The sequence below is a fragment of the Advenella faeciporci genome, from assembly GCF_014652395.1.
Taxonomy (GTDB): Bacteria; Pseudomonadota; Gammaproteobacteria; order Burkholderiales; family Burkholderiaceae_B; genus Advenella; species Advenella faeciporci.
Genome location: NZ_BMYS01000002.1, coordinates 74,016 through 90,846, shown reverse-complemented (window position 1 = coordinate 90,846; position 16,831 = coordinate 74,016). Strand labels below are relative to the sequence as shown.

Below are 16,831 nucleotides of genomic sequence, written 5' to 3'. Positions count from 1 at the left end.
GGTAAAAACCAGCATGTGCCAGGATATCGCAGTTAAAACCTCAACAAACCATCGGTTTGAGGTTCTCCAGACAAAGCCCTTATCCACTTTGTGGCAGGCAAACCATAGCGGCGCTCAACATCGGCCGCACGGGCAGCCAAAACCTCTTCCTCAATTTCAAGTGGCGGTCCGGTAAAAGCCAAAACGATCCGGTTTCCATCTTCGGTTTCAGGAAACATGATTACCCGGTTTGCAAAGGCTTTGTTGATATTCCTGATATTGGAATGGAAACTGGGATGATGTCCAAAAAGGTTGATGACCGCAATACCCAGATCACCCAGCACACGACGGCAACCCTGGTAAAACAACAATGAATTGCATACTGGCCCCTGGGCCGTATAATCGTATAAATCAACCATGAGCACAGCACAACTGTCGTGATTGAGCGGGTCGGTAACCCACTCATGGGCATCATCATGAATCATGGAGTGTCTTTTGTGATGGCCCAGACGGAAATAAGACTGGCATATAGCCGTTACCATCGGATTCCACTCTACGGTAATGACCTGGCTTTGCGTATGCCTGAGGCAAAATCGCGTTAAGGCGCCTGCCCCCAAACCCAAAATACCAATGCTTTTATCTTTAGGTGGTGACAGGAACAATAACCAGGCCATCATTTGCTCGGTATATTCAAAAACAAGGTGAGAAGGCTTGGAAACCTGCATTGCACCTTGCATCCAGACACTGTCGAAATGTAAATAACGTATGCCATCCTGTTCAGACATTGCGGGTGCGTCATGCACAGGATGGGGTTCCAGTTTTCTGCTTGCCATTAAACTCGCTCAAAAATCGCTGCAATACCCTGGCCACCACCAATACACATGGTAACCAATGCGTATTTACCTTGAATACGCTGCAGCTCGTACAAGGCTTTTACTGTAATAATAGTGCCTGTTGCCCCAATGGGGTGCCCCAGACTGATACCGCTGCCATTGGGATTGACTTTTGCCGGATCAAAGCCCAGCGCCTTGCTGACGGCACAAGCTTGTGCCGCAAATGCCTCATTAGCCTCGATGATGTCAATATCATTAATGGTAAGGCCTGCCTTGGCCAATGCTTTTTGCGTTGCCGGTACCGGACCAATACCCATAAGCCCAGGCTCTACGCCTGCATGCGCATAAGCCACCAGACGGGCAAGCGGCTTCACATTGCGCTGCTTGATCTCTTCAGCATTCATGAGAACCACAGCCGCAGCACCATCGTTAATGCCTGAGGCATTTCCAGCAGTTACCGTACCATTTTCACGAACAAAAACCGGTTTCAGTTTTGACAGGCTTTCAAGAGTGATATCACGACGGGCATGCTCATCGGTATCGAATATTACATCACCTTTACGTGTTTTTTGCACGATTGGAACAATTTGCTCTTTAAAGTAGCCGTTATCAATGGCATGAATGGCGCGGCGATGAGACTCCATGGCCAACTCATCCTGCTCTTCGCGGGTGATATTGAATTTTTTCGCCACATTTTCAGCGGTTACGCCCATATGGATTTTTTCAAAAGGATCTGACAGGGCCCCGGTCATCATGTCCATGGCAACGCTATCACCCATACGGGCACCAAAACGGTGGGCCGGCAATATATAGGGTGCCCGACTCATGTTTTCAACACCGGCAGCCACGGCAACTGAAGCATCTCCCAGCATGATGGACTGGGCGGCAGAAACAATGGCCTGCAAGCCAGACCCGCAAAGACGGTTCACATTGAACGCGGGCGTTTCGATAGAGACGCCCGCGTTCACGGATGCCACACGGGAAACATACATGTCACGAGGCTCGGTGTTGGCGACATGCCCAACGACGACATGACCCACATCGGTACCAGAAAGACTTGCCCTGGCAAGCGCTTCTTTAATCACCGTGCTACCCAAGTCGCATGGGGGCACATCTTTTAAGGAAGCACCAAAATCACCAATAGCCGTTCTTACACCAGAAACCACAAAAATCCCGCTCATCTCTTCACTCCTTTTGGTAAAAAAAACGTAAATATTATTTTGAACTAAAATAGCCTTTAAATTTAACCCAGATCGCCTTCTATCTCAAAGGATTTATTAATACATGAAAATAGCAACCTGGAACGTCAACTCACTGAAGGTAAGATTGCCGCAAGTGATTGCCTGGCTACAGGAAAACCCCGTTGATGCACTGTGTCTTCAGGAACTGAAGCAGGAAACCGATAAATTTCCGCTAGATGCGTTTAAAGAGCTGGGCTATCAGTGTGCCTGGACAGGTCAGAAAACCTATAACGGCGTAGCCATAATTTCCAAACAGACGCCACTTGATATTACACTGAACAATCCGTTTTTCCCTGATGAGCAGCAAAGATTGATCAGTATTACCGTTCCTTCTGCAATCGGAGATATACGCATCATTTGTGCCTACTGTCCAAATGGCAGCTCACTGGAAAGTGATAAATATACCTATAAGCTTGAATGGTTCAGGGCCTTGCACCAGTATCTGGAACAACAACTTCAGAAATACCCGAATCTGGCTGTTTTAGGAGATTACAATGTAGCACCGGAAGATCGTGATGTACATGATAAATACAGTGGCGATATTTTGGTTTCACCTTCCGAACGCGAGGCTTTTCAACGCTTGCTCGATTTGGGATTAAGTGATTCCTTCCGCCTGTTTGAGCAGGAAGAAAAGTCATTCAGCTGGTGGGATTACCGCATGATGGGCTTCAGGCGCAATGCCGGTTTACGAATTGACCATATCCTGCTTTCAAGGCCATTGCGGGATTTATGTACGGAATGCGTGATAGACAAACAACCACGCAGGAATGAACAGCCATCAGATCATACCCCTGTCATTGCCACAATTACCATTTGATGAAAATGGCCCGGGTTTGGCGCAACACCAGACTCAGGCCACCCGCATCCAATAAACCCGCTTGTTGGGCCCATCGACATCAGTTCACTATTACTGGCTTTTTTTAATTATTCACCATCCTGGATTCGCTGTTCAAGGTCACTGGCCTGGGCAGCAGTCGTCATGGGAACAAATAAATGCCCCGTGCTTATGCCCTCGTTAATGGCAAGGATGGAAACAAGCTTGTTATTCATGGTAACGGTTAGGTTTTTACCAATATTACGACTGGTAAAGTCGGCAAGTTTTGCACTACCCTGCCCGGAAAAGTGCAGGTCAACATATACATTACCCGCGCCATCCTGTTTGGCAATGACATTTTGCAAGTCATTCCTGATTAAGGTTTGGCTTGGATCCACATAGACCAGCTGACCACTTTGCTGAACGGGAATATAGCCCGCCAGAGGTGTCATGGATGAAACATATATCACCAGGGAAGAAGCAACCCCTGCAGGCTGTTGGGGCAACCCCGACGGCTGCCTGAGAGGCTCTTGCTCAACAGGCAAGACCGGGACATCGCTCAGCAGGGTTCCTCCTTTGCGATCATCAGGAAATAACTCTATGGTCTCGCAACCGGCAAGTAGAAAAGTTGCCCCAAGTATAGTGAGATTTACAAATTTTTTTATACTCATACTATTTCCAATCAATGTTAAAGGAAGCGTTCGTGCCCTTTCAAGTATCGCCACTGCCCTACAGGCAAGTCTGCCAAGGTGACATTGCCCATACGAACCCGTTTAAGACCAACCACTTTAAGACCCACCAATTCACACATGCGACGAATTTGCCGTTTCTTGCCTTCGTGCAAAATGAATTTTAACTGATCATCATTCAACCATGAAACTTCTGCCGGACGCAAGGCCTGTCCGTCCAATGTCAGGCCATGATTCAGCAGACTCAGGCCATTGCCCTGAATTCTGCCTTCAACCCTGACCAGATATTCTTTTTCCACCTCTGAATCTTCACCAATCAGCTGCTTGGCAATACGGCCATCCTGGGTTAATACCAGCAAACCCTGTGAATCGATATCCAGCCTGCCAGCGGGTGCCAGACCACGAAGATGGCCTGGTTCAAACCGTTGACGACCTTTATCAAACTGACGTTCGGGGGTAATTAAACTGGCAGCGGGTCGATACCCACCTTCAGCCTGTCCAGACACATAGCCAACCGGCTTATTAAGGATAATGGTTACCCTTGCGGTTTGTCTTGCCTGCGCCATTTTATCAAGTGTGATTGTTTGGTTGGGATAGGCCTTGTCACCCAAACCCACCACCCTGCCATCCACTTTTACCCACCCACGCTCTATGTAGGCATCCGCTTCACGGCGTGAACACATCCCTTTTTCGGACATGAGTTTAGAAATTCTTGCTTTTTCCATTTATTTCTCAATTTTTTTTGCATTTCAACTCAATGCTGAGTGAATTATTGATATATTCCATTTATAAAAAATGAACATTTGTGGTAATGAACACTTATACAGACACTCCAAACTGGCTACTTGCTCCTCCTCCAAAACTTGAAGGCATACAAAAGCAATGGTTGTTTCGACCAGGGGCACTAACTGGCGGTTTGCGGCAACTCGGCATTGTTGAAATAAGGATATTGAAAGAATGCATACAAAGCCTGCCCTACGATGAGGCTGGCACTTGCAGGCAGTTTATATCCAGTCCAGTATGGGTGCGGGAAATTATAATGTCCATCAATGGCATTCCAGCGGTTGCCGCACGCAGTCTGACTCCGTTAAAAGCCTCGCATGGCGTTTGGCAAGGCATCAGGAAATTAAGAACCCGTCCTTTGGCAGATATTCTTTACACTGATCGTGCCATTGCACGGTCAAACTTCGAATGCGGACTTGTTAAAAGAACCATGCCCATATACAGCACTCTGGCCCAGGTTTTACACCCTGTTCCTGCCAAACCAACACTTGCCAGACGTTCAACATTCTGGAAAAACAGGCAGCCCCTATTGGTGACCGAATGTTTTTTACCTGCCTTCTGGAATGAAATCATTCCTGCCGCCAGTCAAAACAAAAAACAGAATGTAGCATAAAAATACCTGGGCTTGAATACCAGACCCGCTTATTTTCTAGAGCGCCTGGTCATCAAGCTCGCCGGTACGAATCCGAACGGCTTTTTCGATATGGGTGACAAAAATTTTGCCATCTCCGATTTTGCCTGTCCGAGCCGCCTTTACGATGGCCTCAAGGGCAGCATCAACCTGACTGTCTGGTATCGCAAGTTCTATTCTTACTTTTGGCAAAAAGTCCACAACATACTCTGCGCCACGGTAAAGTTCGGTATGCCCCTTCTGGCGACCAAAACCTTTGACTTCGGTTACCGTCAGGCCGCTAACCCCAATTTCAGCCAAGGCTTCGCGAACCTCATCGAGTTTAAAAGGTTTGATTATTGCTGTTACTAATTTCACCTTGTCTGTCCTTCAATTATCATGTTCATTGTTTTGGATTTTAACCTGACCAAGCCATTTGATAATGCTAGAAATGATATCCATTGGTAATTGGATAGCGCCAGTCACGTCCAAATGCCCTTCGCGTTAATTTAGGACCGGGCGCACCCTGCCGGCGTTTGTACTCATTAATTCTCAGCAGACGGGCTACTTTTTCAACTTCTTGACGGGCATAGCCTGCCGCAATAATTTCTTCTGATGACTGATCCTGCTCCATCATTCGTTCGATGATGCCATCCAGAATATCGTATTCAGGCAAACTGTCCTGATCGGTCTGATCAGGTCTTAGCTCGGCTGAAGGGGGACGGGTGATGATTCTTTCGGGGATGACGGCAGTAATGGTGTTACGCCATTTTGCAAGGCGGTAAACCCAGGTTTTGGGCAAATCTTTAAGTATGGCAAACCCCCCCACCATATCTCCATACAATGTACAGTAGCCGGTAGCCAGTTCGGATTTATTCCCGGTTGTTAAAACAACCGAGCCAAACTTGTTTGAGATGGCCATTAACAATGTGCCACGAATACGTGCCTGAAGGTTTTCCTCGGTAGTATCAACGGGAACATTGGCGAAGATGGGTGACAAGGCATTCAAATAAGTTTCGAACATGCTGGCAATGGCAACTTCATGGTAACTAATGCCCAATCGCTGTGCCATGTCCTGGGAGTCGGTCACGGAAATATCTGCCGTATATTCTGACGGCATCATGACCGCCTGTACATTTTGGGCACCAATGGCATCTACTGCTACAGCAAGCACCACGGCCGAATCAATACCCCCTGACAAACCCAGCAAGGCTTTTTTAAAAAAGTTTTTGCCCAGGTAGTCTTGTGTTGCCAACACCAATGCGCGCCAGATTTCAGACTCCAGTGGTTCGGCATTGTTTTTGAGTACACCATGAAATGGCAAGGAATTGCCATCCTGCGGCAGTGCAAGTGGCAAGGCTTGCTCTGCTGTTAATGTTTTTTCTTTTAATTTCACGACACCCAGGGCCTGGACAAAAGTATTCAGTTCCTGAATCAGCTGTCCCTGTGCATCAAGCACAAAAGAGTTGCCGTCAAAAACCAGCTCATCCTGTCCTCCTGCCATATTGCAATAGACAACGGCCATATCGTGTTCACAGATGTTTTTCTGCATGACCTCGATACGCTGGTCATCTTTATTCATGGTGTAAGGTGATGCATTTAACACCAGCAATGTTTGCGCCCCAGCCTGGGCCGCCTGTTGGGGCACATTAGGCAACCAGGTGTCTTCACAGATGGCCACACCAAAACAATGTCCCTTAAGCGTAAAAACAAAGGGTTCAGTGCCGGCAGTAAAATAACGCTTTTCATCAAAAACAGAATAATTGGGCAATTCCTGCTTGAAATAAACCCCTTCAATCTTGCCATTAACCACCAACGAGACACAATTGTGTATGCCTTTGGCAGTCTTGACTACATGACCTATTAATATATGCAGGTTGGTCAAACCCGCCAGTCTGGCACATAATTTCTCAAACTCGGAAGCCTGCTCCTTAATGAACTCAGGTCGCAGCAGCAAATCTTCAGGTTGATAGCCCACCAGCGCCAGTTCAGGCAAAACAAGTACATCCACACCATGCTCATAGGCCTTTTGTGCGGCTTGCAAGATAAGCGCCGCATTGTCTGCAAAACGCCCAACCGTTGCATTAATTTGAGCCAAACCGATTAAAATAGGTGCTTCCATGATAGAAAAGTCAAATATCCATTAAACTTTTAATTAAAACACAGTTGCGCTTTCTCAACGAATAAAATACTTATAATTAGTATAAATTTCTTCTTCCAATTTTTTACTTTTTATCCTATTCCTGCATAATTATGACCAACAATACATCTCCGCAAAATCAATTTGACAACAAGGCACAGGCCTGGTCTGCCCGTTTCAGCGAACCGGTATCAGATTTGGTCAAGCGCTACACCGCTTCGGTTGATTTTGACAAACGGCTGGCCCGCTTTGATATCCAGGGCTCCCTGGCTCATGCTGATATGCTGGCTCATGTTGGGGTAATTTCTGCTCAAGACCTTGCCAATATTCAAAAAGGCATGCAACAAATCATGGTTGAAATTGAACAGGGTCAGTTCGAATGGCTGCTTGATCTTGAAGATGTTCACCTGAATATTGAAAAACGTCTGGTTGAGTTGATTGGAGATGCCGGTAAGCGCCTGCATACCGGGCGCTCACGTAATGACCAGGTTGCTACTGATATCCGGCTGTGGCTGCGCGAGGAAATTGACATCTCAGGCCAGCTACTGGTGCAACTGCGCCAGGCGCTTGCAACCGTGGCGCTAGATCACCACGATACCATCATGCCAGGCTTTACCCACTTGCAAGTTGCCCAGCCCGTCACTTTCGGCCACCACCTGCTGGCCTACGCCGAAATGTTTGCCCGTGATGCCCAACGCCTGCAAGACTGCCGTAAACGGGTTAATCAACTGCCCTTGGGCGCTGCAGCCCTGGCAGGCACTTCTTATCCGATTGACCGTGAACGTGTGGCGCGCACCCTTGAGTTTGACGGTGTTTGCCGCAACTCTCTGGATGCCGTTTCCGACCGTGACTTTGCCATCGAGTTCTGTGCGGCAGTTTCTTTGGTGATGACCCATATTTCACGCCTGTCAGAAGAGTTGATTTTGTGGATGAGCCCCCGTGTTGGCTTTATTGAACTGGCCGACCGTTTCTGCACCGGCAGCTCTATCATGCCGCAAAAGAAAAACCCCGACGTACCTGAACTGGCGCGTGGTAAAACGGGGCGTGTCAATGGCAACCTGATTGCCTTGCTTACCCTTATGAAAGGCCAGCCGCTTGCCTACAACAAAGACAACCAGGAAGACAAGGAAGGCTTGTTTGATTCTGCCGATACCTTACGTGATACCCTGACCATTTTTGCGGACATGGTAGGTGGCATCAAGGTCAAGCCTGAAAACATGCGTGCCGCGGCCCTGCAGGGCTTTTCTACCGCTACTGACCTGGCCGATTACCTGGTTAAAAAGGGTCTGCCTTTCAGGGATGCCCATGAAACCGTTGCTTTGGCCGTAAGGAAATGTGAAGAAAGCAATTGTGACCTGGCAGACTTAACCCTTGAACAATTGCAGGAATTCAACGCCAGCATTGAAGCCGATGTATTTGAAGTGTTAACACTGGAAGGATCCGTGTCTTCACGCAATCATATTGGTGGCACCGCACCGGCAAGGGTCAAGGAAGAAGCCGAGCGAATTCTGGCAGAAACCCGCGGCTGATGGGCGGGTGATAGGCGTTCCAGACGAAAAGACCATGGCGTTTCAATAGCTGGGTGGCAGGATTAATCTTCAAAATATCCCCCGCCCACTATCTTCCGCACCACCTCTGAACTAAACCCCCTGGACAGTAAAAAGCGTATTTGGCGGGCGTATTCCTGGGGGGTTTCATACTTTACCCCCCGGAACTTCTTGAACCAGACTTCATAAGCGCGTTGTTGTTCGGTTTGCTCCAGTTCTTCTTTGATGTCGGAAATGTCTTCGGCATTGAGCTTATGATGTTTTAACTCTTGAAGAATTTTTGCCGCACCCCATTTTGATGATTTTTGTTGTGCAAAAGTATGGGTAAAACGCTGGTTTGATTGCCAGTTTTCTTTTTTCAGGCGAGCCAGCACTTGCTCTAGCTCTTCTAGGGACTCGGCATGAGGAAGCAGTTTTCGGCTTAGCTCAAGTTCGGAATGTTCGCGCCGGGAAAGCAGGTTAATTGCTCTTGCCAGCAAAGAGATGCCTGTTTTTTTATTGGCGGCTTTGGTGGCTTTTTTTGCTTTTTGCAAATCAGAGGTTCGGACTATTTCCTGGCTATTGTTTTGTGATGGCTGGCTGGCCCTGCGGGTAAACGGCCCCTTGCCCTCGGAAGGGCCGCTCGAGCTCCCCGCCCTGGCAGCGCTGGATGCTGCAGGCACAGATGATGATTTTGAAACTCGAACCGTTTCAAAATCATCATTGTCATCATCTAAATCATTAAAGTAATGGTGATTCATCGATATGCATTCCCACGCGGGAGCGTGGGAATGAGAGCGGATTCATGACTTAAAACGTGTTCTGTGGACAGCGTTATTCAATTTCAGCCTCATCACTGGTAGGCGCTATGGATTGTGCCTGGGAAATAATGCCCAGGTTTTCACGGATCCTGTTTTCAATTTCAAAGGCCATATCAGGGTGTTCTTTAAGATACTCGCGAACATTGTCTTTGCCTTGGCCGATTTTATTGCCATTGTAGCTATACCAGGCACCGGCTTTGTCTACAATGCCAGCCTGAACACCAAGATCGATGACTTCACCTTGACGGGAAATACCGGCACCATACATGATGTCGAACTCGGCCTGTTTAAAGGGAGGTGAAACCTTGTTTTTAACTACTTTAACCCGGGTTTCATTGCCGATAATTTCATCTCCTTTCTTGATGGAGCCGATACGGCGGATATCAAGACGGACTGAGGCATAGAACTTAAGGGCATTACCACCGGTTGTGGTTTCAGGGCTGCCAAACATGACACCGATTTTCATGCGGATCTGGTTAATGAAGATAACCATGCAATTGGTGCGTTTGATGGAGGCCGTTAATTTACGCAATGCCTGGCTCATTAAGCGGGCCTGCAGGCCTGGCAGACTGTCACCCATGTCACCTTCGATTTCGGCACGGGGAGTTAAGGCAGCCACCGAGTCGATAACGATTAAGTCTACCGAGCCGGAGCGAACCAGTGCATCGGTAATTTCAAGGGCCTGCTCACCGGTGTCTGGCTGGGAAATAAGCAAATCACTTAAGTTGACCCCTAATTTTGCAGCATACTGGACATCCAGGGCATGTTCGGCATCGACAAAGGCGCAGGTACCGCCAATTTTTTGCATTTCAGCAATAACCTGCAAAGTCAGTGTTGTTTTGCCGGAAGATTCAGGGCCATAAATTTCAATAACCCGACCGCGTGGCAAACCACCAACACCCAGTGCGATATCCAGGCCCAGGGAGCCAGTGGAAACGACCTGGATATCGTGCGCGACCTCATTGTCGCCATAGCGCATGACAGAGCCTTTGCCAAACTGTTTTTCTATTTGGGACAAGGCGGCCGCCAGGGCCTTTGCGCGTTCTGCTGATGCTGTTTTGGATTGTTTGTCGTCCATGGAGGGTCCTTAATTGGGTGACTTCAAAATAAATTCAATTGAACATTATCGCATTAAATTATACTGTATGCATAGACAGTAGTGATATTATTTGCATAATTTCACCAAACAATAAATATTAACCTGTTTACCTTATCAATTCAGGACATTGTCAGATGTTATCCTTATAGTTACCAAATGGGAACAAACTGCCTGGTCAAATTCCAAGCTCCTTTTTGGCAACAGTTTTTTTTCTCATCGCTGTACAGCGCCCCGCAACTTTTGCGTTGTACACGTTCCCGTATTTTCCTGCCAGCAACCCTGGCAGGTTTTTTTTGCCTTCATACGTTAAAATCGATACTTTTGGCAGAAAAATATGTGGTTCAAAAACCTGAAAGTCTTTCGTCTATCGCCCATTTGGCAAATTTCTGTCCAGGATCTCGAGGCCAAGCTCGAGAAACAGCTTTTTCAGCCTGGCAACCGCTCGGATATGCAAAACATGGGCTGGGTATCACCCTGCAATAATGGCGCTTTGGTTCACGCGCTAAATGGTCAGTACCTGCTGGCATTGCGCGTAGAAAAAAAACTGCTGCCTGCAACAGTCATTAACCAGTTTACCAAAGCAAAAGCCCAGGAAATTGAAGAGCAGCAAGGCTACAGACCTGGTCGCAAACAGCTTAAGGAAATCAAGGAACAGGTTACCGAGGAGTTATTGCCCAAGGCCTTTAGCATTTTTCGTGATACCAAAGTATGGATAGACACCAAAAACCACTGGTTAATTATTGATGCTGCCGCAGCAGCCAAATCTGATGAAGTTATTGGCATGCTGGCAAAAGTATTGGATCCTTTACCCGTTCAAAGCCTGTTTACCGAGCAATCCCCCTCTGCCGCCATGACTGAATGGCTGCTCCAGGACGAGGCGCCGGCAAACTTTAGCATCGACCAGGATGTCGAATTGCGTTCTAGCGCAGAAAATCGCGCTACTGTCCGCTACGTGCGCCAGACACCAGAAAAGGAAGACGTTACCAAACACATAGAAGCGGGCAAGCAATGCACTCGCCTGGCGCTTACCTGGGCTGACAGGGTTTCATTTATCCTGAACGAATCCCTGGATATCAAACGAGTCACGCCACTGGATATCCTGACGGAAGGCAGCGATTTTTCAAATATGGATGACACCGAACGCTTTGATGCCGACATGACACTGATGTGTGCCGAACTGGCCAATTTACTGGATGACCTGGTGGGTGCCCTGGGCGGTGAAAAAAAATCCGGCCCACAATAAAATTGCTATTTCAGGGTTAATGTGATGGTATAGGGAACTGCCTGCGCTATATTGTCAAGCGCGGCCTTTTCCTGCTGGATTTCCATATTTTCCTTGAACATGACCCGCAGTTCGTAAAGCCCCTCAACAGGAATGATGAAATCGGTATCCCGCTCCAGGATTTTAGTCTCTGGACCAAATAAAACAATATCCAGAAAATCATCCCCTTTCAGATTGACCCGTAATGTCTGGTCTTGCGTAGCCCGAAACTGATAAGCCGAATACCCTGCCCCCATGATATAACCGGTATAAATCATGGCAGGCTCTTCTTTAGAAAAACTGACGTTTTGGGTCATGTTGGTCAATGAGTTGATAATGGCCTCATTGTGTTTTGCGGAAGCCTGCTGCATTTTCACAGCCTCTGAAGCATAATGTGTTTCCAGCCTGCCAACGATAACCACCGAGGCAACGGTAAAAACAAGAATAATACCTATAAGAACTTTTGAGGACTGTGAAAAATGCATAAGAGTGCTTTTGAGTAATACAAACAGGGTACACCACCTTTTTATGGTGGCAAGGGAAAAAGTCTACATCAATATACCGTCTCTGAACAGTTCCCCCAATAGAAAATGGTCGTCACTCTTCACTGGCAGCCGGTTGTCATGACTGTTCTTTGGGCAACGTGGCTGCAGCCGTAAACAGCACATCGGTGGAAGAGTTAAGGGCTGTTTCAGTAGAGTCCTGCAATACACCAATTACAAAACCCACGCCCACCACCTGAATGGCAACATCATTGGAAATGCCAAACAGGCTGCAGGCCATTGGGATTAGCAGCAAGGAACCACCTGCCACACCGGATGCCCCGCATGCCGCCACGGTTGAAACAATGCTCAGCAACACAATTGTCGGGAAATCAACACTGATATTCAGGGTATTTACCGCAGCCAGAGTCAGTACCGTAATAGTAACGGCAGCCCCCGCCATATTAATGGTTGCACCCAAGGGAATGGAAACTGAATAGGTTTCCCTGTCAAGGCCAAGCTTTTCGCACAAGGCCATATTAACTGGAATATTGGCCGCCGAACTACGGGTAAAGAAGGCCGTAATACCACTTTCACGCAAGCACTGGAATACCAAAGGATATGGGTTGCGCCTGAGTTTGATGAAAACAATGACGGGATTGACAACCAAAGCCACAAACAGCATTGAACCAAGCAATACCAACAATAAATGTGCGTAACGAAGCAACTCGCCAGCACCTGACTCAACAATCGTGGTTGCCACAAGACCGAAGATACCCAGCGGAGCCAAGCGGATAATCATCCTGACCACAGCGGTCACCGCATCAGAAAAATCAGAGATAAAAACCTTGGTGCTGTTATTGGCATGACGCAGTACCATGCCAAAGGCAATAGACCAGGCCAGGATGCCAATATAGTTTGCTTCCAGCAAAGCCTGTACAGGATTGGTCGCGATACTTAACGCCAGATTCCTGAGCACCTCGAGCACGTTACCGGGGGGGGTTAACTGGGCCGATTCGATCTGCAAATTGAGCACGGAAGGAAACATAAGGCTGGCAACAACCGCAACCAGGGCAGAAAAGAAGGTTCCTGCCACATACAGAAGCAGCACTGGCTTGATCTGAATTTCCGTACCTTTCCGATGGCCCGAAATGGCAGCCATAATCAGGATAAAAACCAAGACTGGCGCAATTGATTTAAGCGCATTGATAAACAGGGTTCCCAAAATACTGATTGAAGAAACAGCCGATGGCCAAATGGTAGCCAGCATGATCCCCGCAACCAGACCAATGACAATCTGAAGCACAAGACTGCCATTTTTTATAAAATTCAAGACGGGGTTTCCCGTTTCCTGACCTGCCAGGTCCATGATGCAGCACCTATAAAAACGAAATTAAGAATAAAACCGATTAAATTCAAAAAAAACATAATCGGAAAATGCGTAAATCTAACATATTTTTATAATTCATTGAATAATACATCAACGCAATTTCAACAATAATGGCCCGATCCCCAAGGATCGGGCCATTAATCAAATCAAGTTAAATATTAACTTAAGAAGCGTAAGCCTTTTTGGCTTCAACTTGCTCGGATTTGCCGGTGACGCCAATGAATACCTGCCATGCAACGGCCAGGGCACCCACGATAAATACAACGTCACTGAAGGTGCGGATCCAGCGCAAGGTTTCAAGAATATCCTGCTGCAGGAAAGCCTCACCGCGTGCATACCACATACCTTCGCTAAGGCTGGCGTGAAACTGAATAAGACCCACTGGCAACAAGCTGGTTACGATCATGCCAACCAGACCCAGGTTCAGGCACCAGAAAGCGGTTTTCATCAGGCCGGCGCTAAATACCATGTTTGGACGAATATAACGCAAGACCAGTAAAACAAAGCCAAGCGCCAGGAATCCATAGACGCCAAACAGGGCTGCATGAGAGTGAACCGCGGTTGTATTCAGACCTTGGATGTAATACAGCGCAATAGGTGGGTTAACCATGAAACCGAACACACCGGCACCCAACATGTTCCAGAACGCAACAGCAATGAAGAATACCAATGGCCAGTGCAGGTTTTCCATCCAGGGTGCCCTGGTTTTGAGCCTCCAGTTTTCCCAGGCCTCATAACCCAGGACAACCAATGGAACAACTTCAAGCGCACTGAAAGAGGCACCAACGGCCATGACAGGTGTGGTTGTACCCGCAAAATACATATGGTGGAAAGTACCGGGAACACCACCCAGCATGAATAATGATGCCGAGGCCAGGCTGGCAGCAGTAGCCATACGTTTTGAAACCAGGCCCATGGAAGAGAAAATAAAGGCCAGGGCTGTGGTTGCAAACACTTCAAAGAAGCCTTCAACCCACAGGTGAACTACCCACCAGCGCCAGTATTCCATGACGGTGATGTGAGAACGTTCGCCGTAGAACAAACCGGCACCGTAGAACAAACCAATACAAATACATGAAGCGGTAAACAGGATTAGCAGATGCTTGTCACCCTTTTGTTTAAGCGCGCTAACAACACCATTCATCATCAGCACCAGCCAGAAGGCCACACCAATGAATTTAACGATTTGCCAGAAACGACCCAGTTCAAGGTACTCATAACCCTGGTGACCAAACCAGAAGTTCAGTTCACGCGGCATGATATGGGAAATTGCCAGGTAGTTACCGATATAAGAGCCTACAACCAGGACAACCAGTGCCCAGAAAAGAATATCGACACCCAGTTTCTGGTATTTTGGATCTTTGCCACCATTAATGATTGGAGCCAGAAACAAACCAGCAGCCAGGAATCCGGTTGCAATCCAGAACAAGGCCGTTTGCAGGTGCCAGGTTCTTAACAGTGAGTACGGGAACCATTTTGACAGCTCAATGCCATAGAAAGTCTGACCTTCTACGGTATAGTGGGCCACTGCACCACCCATAAACACCTGGAAAACAAATAATGCAACAACCAAAATACAATATTTGCCCAGCGCTTTTTGTGATGGCGTCAAAACGAATGTTGTAATAGGATCACGGGCAGGTGCCTTATGCTCTTCATGATCTTCCTTGTGCAGGAAAGCCCATCCCCATACCAGGAAACCAACGCCGGCAATCAAGACCACCACACTGATAATTGACCAAATAACGTTTTCAGCAGTCGGTACGTTATCAATCAAAGGCTCATGTGGCCAGTTGTTGGTATAAGTGGCATTGTTGTAATCAGGACGCTCTGTCGATGCGGTCCATGCGGTCCAGAAGAAGAACTTGGCCATATCAAAACGGTCTTGTTCATCAGGCAGTGTATTGGTTTTCATGGCAAAGCTTTCGCGCGAGCCATCCAGTGCCGGGTCGTCACCAAACAATGACACATAGTAATTGGCCGTGTCTTTCATCGCAGCTACACGCCGATCTGACACCACCACTTCATCTTTTTCAAGATCATAGGTGTTGGTGCGATACTCCGCTTTAAGCTTGACTTTCAGAATCGCTTTTTGCTCTTCTGAGGTTTGCTCATAGGGAATACCATATTCGTCCTGTGAAGCCAGATCAAGCCACGCAATCAATTCGCGATGCAGCCAATCTGAAGTCCAGTCGGGCGCCTGTAATGCACCGTGGCCAAAAATAGAGCCAACCTGCATGCCACCAGCACTTTGCCAGGCATTTTGACCATCAAGAATATCTTCCTTGGTAAACAGAATATCACCGGAAGCCGTCACTACCTTTCCGGGAATAGGTGGGGCATTGCGATATACCTCAACCCCGAAATATCCGAGAATACTGAACGTAACCGCAAGAATCGCGATTAGCGTCCACCATAATTTTTTATAACTACCCATTTTTAATTCCTTAAATTAACTGTGTTGGCGTTATGTTTCATGAATAGCCAGCTTCAGCCAGAAATTTGCTTTTATTTAAACAAGACTTGATTCTCAAGCGCTAAATGCAATCGCAGATCTTCAATAAACTCCCCTATTCCAGAATATAATTTCTCCCATGAACCGCATGCGCTATCAGGCAAGAACAGGTTTTTGGTCAATTTCAGCAACCTGTCAACTCCTTCTTCGTGCTGTTCATGCTCAAGCAGCATGACCGAAATCGGAGCCTTAGCCATATCCTTCATGCCCTTGCTCAACATGGGAAAAAGGACGTTTTCCTCTTTCAGCATGTGACTATCCAGTTCCTGCCAGATGCTTGTCAGGACATCGGCCAATCCCGCGGGACACTCAGGATCATCTTCATGTACCATTTCTATTTTTCTTGACAGCTCGATCAGCGCGGGCAACTGGGCCCGATGCTTATCATGAAAATTGATCTGGATGTACGGAATTAGCACATCCGGCTCTTCACTGCCAAGCTTCAGTCTTTGAAGAATAGAAGGCACATGATCCGATTCCATTTTGCTTTTTAATAGAACGCTCATTGTGCAAACTCCTGTCGTAAATACACATAGAGCTATAAGCAATATTCGTGCCAAATTTTTTTTAAGTGGTATATCAATGGCTTGTAAAATTAATGGTATATAATACCTTTTTCAGTTATGGTAAAATCAACCATAAAAGGGT

At 47.3% G+C, this 16,831-nt stretch carries 16 protein-coding genes; 4 read left to right on the top strand and 12 right to left on the bottom strand.

The features are described 5' to 3' along the window. Positions 1-32 precede the first annotated feature (32 nt). Both IE074_RS02240 and IE074_RS02235 read right to left on the bottom strand, forming a co-directional pair. Positions 33-812, bottom strand: coding sequence for a spermidine synthase (locus IE074_RS02240; protein WP_189383814.1), 780 nt, complete (start codon positions 810-812; stop codon positions 33-35). Further along, positions 812-1,993 (bottom strand): acetyl-CoA C-acyltransferase family protein, encoded by a 1,182-nt coding sequence (locus tag IE074_RS02235; protein ID WP_189383813.1) that lies wholly within the window; start codon positions 1,991-1,993, stop codon positions 812-814. Before IE074_RS02235 ends, IE074_RS02240 begins: the two co-directional genes overlap by 1 nt. Positions 1,994-2,096: 103 nt before the next feature. On the opposite strand from IE074_RS02235, the gene xth reads away from it, so the two are divergent. Beyond that, positions 2,097-2,870, top strand: a complete 774-nt coding sequence (gene xth, locus IE074_RS02230; protein ID WP_189383812.1) for an exodeoxyribonuclease III — start codon at positions 2,097-2,099, stop codon at positions 2,868-2,870. Positions 2,871-2,977: 107 nt separating this feature from the next. Here xth and IE074_RS02225 read toward each other — a convergent pair whose 3' ends face one another. Beyond that, positions 2,978-3,538 (bottom strand): SecDF P1 head subdomain-containing protein, encoded by a 561-nt coding sequence (locus tag IE074_RS02225; RefSeq protein WP_189383811.1) that lies wholly within the window; start codon positions 3,536-3,538, stop codon positions 2,978-2,980. Between the two features lie 17 nt (positions 3,539-3,555). After that, entirely contained in the window at positions 3,556-4,281 is a 726-nt protein-coding gene (locus tag IE074_RS02220) for a pseudouridine synthase (protein ID WP_189383810.1), read from the bottom strand. A gap of 86 nt (positions 4,282-4,367) precedes the next feature. Here IE074_RS02220 and IE074_RS02215 point away from each other — a divergent pair, with 86 nt between their 5' ends. Further along, positions 4,368-4,952, top strand: coding sequence for a chorismate--pyruvate lyase family protein (locus tag IE074_RS02215; protein ID WP_189383809.1), 585 nt, complete (start codon positions 4,368-4,370; stop codon positions 4,950-4,952). Between the two features lie 36 nt (positions 4,953-4,988). Here the strand turns inward: IE074_RS02215 and IE074_RS02210 are convergent, their stop codons facing one another. Further along, positions 4,989-5,327, bottom strand: coding sequence for a P-II family nitrogen regulator (locus IE074_RS02210; protein ID WP_169294486.1), 339 nt, complete (start codon positions 5,325-5,327; stop codon positions 4,989-4,991). 67 nt (positions 5,328-5,394) lie between these two features. Next, on the bottom strand, positions 5,395-7,071 hold the full coding sequence (locus tag IE074_RS02205) for an NAD+ synthase (protein WP_189383808.1): 1,677 nt from the start codon (positions 7,069-7,071) through the stop codon (positions 5,395-5,397). 131 nt (positions 7,072-7,202) lie between these two features. Between IE074_RS02205 and argH the strand changes: the two genes are divergently transcribed. After that, positions 7,203-8,618 (top strand): argininosuccinate lyase, encoded by a 1,416-nt coding sequence (gene argH, locus IE074_RS02200; protein WP_189383807.1) that lies wholly within the window; start codon positions 7,203-7,205, stop codon positions 8,616-8,618. 62 nt (positions 8,619-8,680) lie between these two features. Here the strand turns inward: argH and recX are convergent, their stop codons facing one another. Beyond that, complete coding sequence (gene recX, locus IE074_RS02195) at positions 8,681-9,376, bottom strand: recombination regulator RecX (RefSeq protein WP_189383806.1); 696 nt, start codon at positions 9,374-9,376, stop codon at positions 8,681-8,683. Positions 9,377-9,449: 73 nt separating this feature from the next. Further along, positions 9,450-10,514 (bottom strand): recombinase RecA, encoded by a 1,065-nt coding sequence (recA, locus tag IE074_RS02190; protein WP_189383805.1) that lies wholly within the window; start codon positions 10,512-10,514, stop codon positions 9,450-9,452. A 355-nt stretch (positions 10,515-10,869) separates the two neighbouring features. Here recA and IE074_RS02185 point away from each other — a divergent pair, with 355 nt between their 5' ends. Continuing rightward, on the top strand, positions 10,870-11,778 hold the full coding sequence (locus IE074_RS02185) for a recombination-associated protein RdgC (protein ID WP_189383804.1): 909 nt from the start codon (positions 10,870-10,872) through the stop codon (positions 11,776-11,778). Between the two features lie 5 nt (positions 11,779-11,783). Here IE074_RS02185 and IE074_RS02180 read toward each other — a convergent pair whose 3' ends face one another. The 4 genes from IE074_RS02180 to IE074_RS02165 form a co-directional block, all read right to left on the bottom strand. After that, complete coding sequence (locus IE074_RS02180) at positions 11,784-12,281, bottom strand: hypothetical protein (RefSeq protein ID WP_189383803.1); 498 nt, start codon at positions 12,279-12,281, stop codon at positions 11,784-11,786. A 136-nt stretch (positions 12,282-12,417) separates the two neighbouring features. Continuing rightward, a complete protein-coding gene (gene sstT / locus IE074_RS02175; protein WP_189383802.1) occupies positions 12,418-13,647 on the bottom strand; it encodes a serine/threonine transporter SstT in 1,230 nt (409 codons plus the stop codon). Between the two features lie 184 nt (positions 13,648-13,831). After that, entirely contained in the window at positions 13,832-16,105 is a 2,274-nt protein-coding gene (locus tag IE074_RS02170; RefSeq protein WP_189383801.1) for a nitric-oxide reductase large subunit, read from the bottom strand. 71 nt (positions 16,106-16,176) lie between these two features. Beyond that, entirely contained in the window at positions 16,177-16,689 is a 513-nt protein-coding gene (locus tag IE074_RS02165) for a hemerythrin domain-containing protein (protein WP_229793857.1), read from the bottom strand. Positions 16,690-16,831: the final 142 nt, after the last annotated feature.